Origin of the sequence: Shewanella insulae, from assembly GCF_009831655.1 — a bacterium.
Lineage (GTDB): Bacteria > Pseudomonadota > Gammaproteobacteria > Enterobacterales > Shewanellaceae > Shewanella > Shewanella insulae.
This window is the reverse complement of the sequence record NZ_WRPA01000021.1, coordinates 71,052-77,051: the sequence shown is the minus strand read 5'-3', so window position 1 is coordinate 77,051 and position 6,000 is coordinate 71,052. Positions and strand designations below refer to the sequence as shown.

The following is a 6,000-nucleotide window of genomic DNA, read 5'->3' as shown; positions in this document are numbered from 1 at the left end:
AAGCAGCGAAGGCGCGGTTCTCATTAAGGCCAGAGCACGAAGATGCTCACAAACAGGTCGGATATACGTACGCAGTATTACTTTCTGTTACTCACAAAATGTTTGATCTATCCGAGGTGTCCATATATGTGCTTGTAGCGTGTCAAAAATGTGTTTGCACATGAGCCCACCGCAGGTGATAGGTTGCCATGAAGTTTCGACCTTCAAACAAACCCAATAAATGCCAATGCAGCCAAACGCTGCAAGCAACAAAAATATTCCCCAATTTGTTATTCGACAAATCCCCTCCCCCTCTGGTTTAACAACTCACTTTTAGTGTAAAATCCTCTCTTTCGTCAACGCCTAGCCAGACACGAGCGACATAGAGCCAAATAATGCCTAACGCCTTGTTTTATTTGATGCCACAAGCCGCTTCTGCCGCAACCAATGTTGCCAAGGCAGAGCAAGAGAGTGTCTATCTTTTCGCCTGCCGACTCGCCGAGCAGGCGTATCGTGGCCAACAGCTGGTGTATATCCACTGCAACGACCAGCAGCAGGCCTATGAAGTTGACGAAATTTTATGGCAATTTGAACCCAGCGCATTTGTGCCCCATAACCTCAAGGGCGAAGGGCCGACGGGTGGCGCACCGGTGGAGATAGGCTTCGATAAATTGGGCCCAAATAAAAATCGTCACCTTCTGATTAATCTTGCAGACCAAGCGCCGCAATTTGCGGTAAACTTTGGCCAGATTATCGACTTCGTTGCCAACGATGCTGCCATGAAAGCGACCTCGCGCGATCGTTATCGCCAGTATCGCGAGTTAGGGATCCCCCTGACGACCCAACAACCAAATTAATTAGTTTGAGAAGCACACGCTCCTATGGAAAAGACATACAACCCACAGTCAATCGAACAGGCTCTGTACCAGAACTGGGAAGAGAAAGGATACTTTAAGCCCCACGGCGATGAGTCAAAAGGCAATTACTGCATCATGATCCCGCCGCCAAACGTGACCGGTAGCCTGCACATGGGTCATGCCTTCCAGGACACCATCATGGATACCCTGATCCGCTACCAGCGCATGAAGGGCAAGAACACCCTTTGGCAGGTAGGTACCGACCACGCGGGTATCGCCACCCAGATGTTGGTGGAGCGCAAGGTTGAGGCCGAAGAGGGCAAGAGCCGTCACGACCTGGGCCGTGAGACCTTTATCGACCGTATCTGGGACTGGAAAAATCAGTCTGGCGGCACCATCACCAAGCAGCTGCGTCGCCTGGGCGCCTCGGTCGATTGGGACCGCGAGCGTTTCACCATGGACGAAGGCATGTCTGCCGCCGTGCAGGAAGTGTTTGTCCGTCTGTACAACGACGACCTCATCTACCGTGGTAAGCGCCTGGTTAACTGGGATCCTAAGCTACACACAGCTATCTCAGATCTCGAAGTCGAGAACAAAGAGAAGCAGGGCAGCATGTGGCACTTCCGCTACCCGCTGGCCGACGGCGAACTGACCGCCGACGGTAAAGACTATCTTGAAGTGGCGACGACTCGTCCCGAGACCATGCTGGGCGATAGCGCGGTTGCGGTGCACCCAGACGATGAGCGCTATCAATCGCTGATCGGCAAGTTCATCCTGCTGCCTATCGTTAACCGTCGCATCCCTATCGTCGCCGACGACTATGTAGACATGGAGTTCGGTACCGGCTGTGTGAAGATCACCCCGGCTCACGACTTCAACGACTATGAGGTAGGTAAACGTCACAACCTGCCTATGTTCAACATTCTGACCATAGATGCGGCCATCCGTAGCCAGGCAGAAGTTGTCAACTCAGATGGCACAGCCAACGACGAGCTGGACGGCAGCCTGCCAGAGCGCTTCGCCGGCATGGACCGTTTCAAGGCCCGTACCGCTATCGTCGAAGAGTTCGAGTCACTCGGCCTGCTTGGCAAGATTGACCCGCACGCCCTCAAGGTGCCTTATGGCGACCGCTCTGGCGTGGTGATCGAGCCGCTACTGACTGACCAGTGGTATGTGGCCGTGGCCCCTATGGCCAAGACCGCCATCGAAGCGGTTGAGAACGGCGACATCAAGTTTGTGCCGCAGCAGTATGAGAACATGTACTTCTCTTGGATGCGTGACATTCAAGACTGGTGTATCTCGCGTCAGCTGTGGTGGGGTCACCGTATCCCGGCATGGTACGACGAAGCCGGTAAGGTATATGTGGGCCGCGACGAAGCCGAAGTACGCGCCAAGCACAACCTGGATGATTCTGTCGTGCTACGCCAAGACCCAGACGTACTGGATACCTGGTTCAGCTCGGCGCTGTGGACCTTCTCAACCCTAGGCTGGCCAGACGATACCGAGGCGCTCAAGACCTTCCACCCAACCGATGTGTTGGTGACAGGTTTCGACATCATCTTCTTCTGGGTGGCGCGCATGATCATGATGACCATGCACTTCATCAAGGATGAAGATGGCAAGCCGCAGGTGCCGTTTAAGACGGTTTATGTGACCGGTCTTATCCGTGACGAGCAGGGCAACAAGATGTCCAAGTCTAAGGGTAACGTACTGGATCCGCTGGATATGATCGACGGTATCGATCTCGAAGCCCTGGTTGAGAAGCGCACCGGCAACATGATGCAGCCACAGCTGGCGGCCAAGATCGAGAAGAGCACCCGTAAAGAGTTTGCCGACGGCATCGAGGCCCACGGCACCGACGCCCTGCGTTTCACCCTGGCAGCCATGGCCTCTACCGGCCGTGACATCAACTGGGACATGAAGCGTCTCGACGGTTACCGCAGCTTCTGTAACAAGATCTGGAACGCGTCGCGCTATGTGTTGATGAACACCGAAGAGCAAGATTGTGGTCCTCAGTCGCCTAAAGGCGCAGCCGATGGCGAGATGCAGCTGTCACTGGCGGATCGCTGGATCGTCGGCCTGTTCAACCAGACGGTTAAGGCCTTTGACGAGCACATGGAAAACTACCGTTTCGACCTGGCTGCCAACACGCTATACGAGTTCACCTGGAACCAGTTCTGTGACTGGTATCTGGAGCTGACCAAGCCGGTACTGCAAAACGGCACCGAGGCCGAGCAGCGCGGTACCCGTCACACCCTAGTAACTGTACTGGAAGCCATGCAACGTCTGCTGCATCCTATGATGCCATACCTGACAGAGACCATCTGGCAGCGCGTTAAGCCGCTGGCGGGCGTCGAGGGTGACACCCTGATGCTGATGCCTTTCCCTGAATATCAGGCAAGCAAGGTAGATGAAGCCGCCATGGCAGATCTGGAATGGGTCAAGCAGGTGATCGTCGCCGTGCGTAACATCCGCGCCGAGCTGAATATCGCCCCAAGCAAGCCGCTTAACGCCCTGCTACGCAGCGTCAGCGAGCAAGACAAGACCCGCGTCGAAGCCAACCAGACCTTCTTCGCGACCCTGGCCAAGCTGGAGTCGATGACGATTCTTGCCGACGATGAGACGGCGCCTATGTCGACCACTCAACTGGTTGGCGAGATGGAGCTGCTGATCCCTATGGCAGGCCTTATCGATGTGGCCGCCGAGATGGCGCGTATCGACAAGCAACTTGAAAAGCTTGCGGGTGAAGCCAAGCGTATCGAAGGCAAGCTCAATAACCAGGGCTTCGTCGCCAAGGCGCCAGAAGCGGTTATCGAGAAGGAGCGCGCCAAGCTGGCCGAGTTCCAACGCGATATGGACAAGCTCAGCGAGCAGAAGGCCGAGCTGGCCAAGCTGGAAGGCTAAGCTAGAAGGCTAAGCTAGAAGCGTAAGTGCTTATCTAGAAAAATGAAAAAGGCAGTCAATCGACTGCCTTTTTTATTGCCTCATTTTATTAGGCTGGGACTACACCTTATAGTGGGCGATATCTGCCTCCATGGACTCCGCCAGCCTGGCGAGATCTTCGGTGGCATCGCTGCTCTGTCTGGCACCCTCGGCGGTCTGATCAGAGATCTCGCTGATGTTGGTGATATTGATGTTGATCTCCTCGGTCACCGAGCTCTGCTCCTCAGAGGCGGTGGCGATCTGCGCGTTAAGCGCGTTGATCTCCTCGATGCTGTTTAAGATCTGCTGCAGGGCATCGCGCACCATCAAGGATTTATCCACGCTCAGTTGTACCTGATCTGTGCCGCTCTGCATCATCTGCATCGAGTCTCGCGCCCCCTGTTGCAGGCGTTGAATCGTCTTCTGGATCTCCTCGGTCGAATCCTGAGTACGTTTGGCCAAGGAGCGCACCTCATCGGCCACCACCGCAAAGCCTCTGCCCTGTTCGCCCGCCCGCGCCGCCTCGATGGCCGCGTTGAGCGCCAGCAGGTTAGTCTGCTCCGAGATCCCCTGGATCACATCCACCACAGTGCCTATCTCATTTGAGTGCTGCGCCAGCAGGGTCATCGCATCACTGGCACGGCTTAGTTCCTGCGCCAGCGCCTGGATAACGGTGATACTCTCATCCACTACATCCTGAGCACCGTGGGCGGCACCGTTGGCATCCTCTGAGGCACTGGCCGCGGCCGCGGCGCTCTGGGCGACCTCGCGCACCGTCGCGGTAAACTCATGAATGGCGGTGGCAATCAGCTGGGTCTGCTGCTGTTGATCCAGCACGTTACGCTGGGTCTGGGTCGACACCACTGCATTCTCTTCGGCCGCGCTGGCCAGGCGTGAGGTAGACGCATGGGTGTTGGTCACCGCCTGCTGGAAATCCGCCGCGATGCGATTCACATGCTCGGCGATATGGGCAAACTCGTCATGGCCGCCGAGACGAATGCGTTTGGTGAGATCGCCCGCGGCAATATCCACCGCCGTCTCTTCGAGCTGCACCACAGACAGGCTTACCCGGCGAATGATAAACACTGAGCTGACACTGATGCCAAGCATGGCGACGCCGGAGAAGATGGCCACCAGCCAGATATAGAGAGAGACGGTTTCCTGGGAGGCCTCATAGCTCTCCTTGGCCTCACCTATCTGCATATCCAGGAAGGCCTGGGCCTGGCTGGTAATATCCTTAAACAGCGGGTTGATCTTCTCCAGCAAGAGCTGGTTAGAGCGCTTGTATTCCCCCTGACTCAAGGCATCAATGGCAGGGTTAAAGCCTTGCTCTGTCACCTTATCCAGCAGCGACACTAGACGGTCGACCTGAGCACGCTCATCATCGGCAAGGTCTGATGCCAGGATCTGATTGTCGATGATCTCATGCAGCGCCTTTATTGAGGCGCGACTGGCATCGATGTGGAAACTCAAGGGATGATTGTGCATATCGGCGAAGGCGTTGGCGGGGTCATGCTGAAACCCGAGCAAGAGGCCGCTTCTGGCTTTTTCTAGCTCGTTGAGCACCTTACCGGCCCTGATGCTATGCTGCATCCCCTGTCCGTAGAGTTCACCTATGGCATCTCCCGCATCCAGCATGCCGGTGATCCCCTTGTAGCCGAGGAAGATAAAGGCAAAGATGATCAGAAACACGTTGAGTCTTAGTTGAAATCGTACCGACTTGATCCGCTCCATCAAGCCCGCCTCCTGCTCGGACGCTCCCGTCATCGCCTGTATCTCCTGGCGGTTTTGTTCAGACATATTCGCTTCCTTTTATGGCCAATTCACTAGATCCGGGGCGACAGGCATCAAAGCGCCTGGATTAAAGCACCCAGATAAAAAAACCTGAACCAATTTGGGCTCAGGCAAACTCAGTTAAGCTGATAATACTTAAACTAATAACCCTTAATACATCAGAGTGCCAGCAGATATGATTACCTAATTAGTAGTAGATCACAATTAGCCAATCTTTTTAACCGATCTTCACGTTAACGCCTCGCCCAAGAGCTCAGAAATAGCTGGAAATCGGCATTAGCGAACTGCCACGGTTCGAGATGTTACTTCTCGGTCGATTCCAAGCGTTAAATCGCTTGGTCATCTCACCGTCAAAAAGTTGCAGGTGCCAAAATACCGTCTTAACCATTGTTTTTATTGAATAATTTTTTATTTTCATTTGCATTCGGCGACGATTGCTATCAGAATG

At 54.7% G+C, this 6,000-nt stretch carries 3 protein-coding genes; 2 read left to right on the top strand and 1 reads right to left on the bottom strand.

Going from position 1 to position 6,000, the window contains the following annotated elements:
* Positions 1 to 374 precede the first annotated feature (374 nt).
* A complete protein-coding gene (locus GNT65_RS18205; protein WP_160798625.1) occupies positions 375 to 836 on the top strand; it encodes a DNA polymerase III subunit chi in 462 nt (153 codons plus the stop codon).
* 24 nt (positions 837 to 860) lie between these two features.
* Positions 861 to 3,740, top strand: coding sequence for a valine--tRNA ligase (locus GNT65_RS18200; protein WP_160798624.1), 2,880 nt, complete (start codon positions 861 to 863; stop codon positions 3,738 to 3,740).
* A 99-nt stretch (positions 3,741 to 3,839) separates the two neighbouring features.
* On the opposite strand, the gene GNT65_RS18195 is transcribed toward GNT65_RS18200, so the two are convergent.
* A complete protein-coding gene (locus GNT65_RS18195; RefSeq protein ID WP_160798623.1) occupies positions 3,840 to 5,558 on the bottom strand; it encodes a methyl-accepting chemotaxis protein in 1,719 nt (572 codons plus the stop codon).
* Between the last annotated feature and the right edge of the window lie 442 nt (positions 5,559 to 6,000).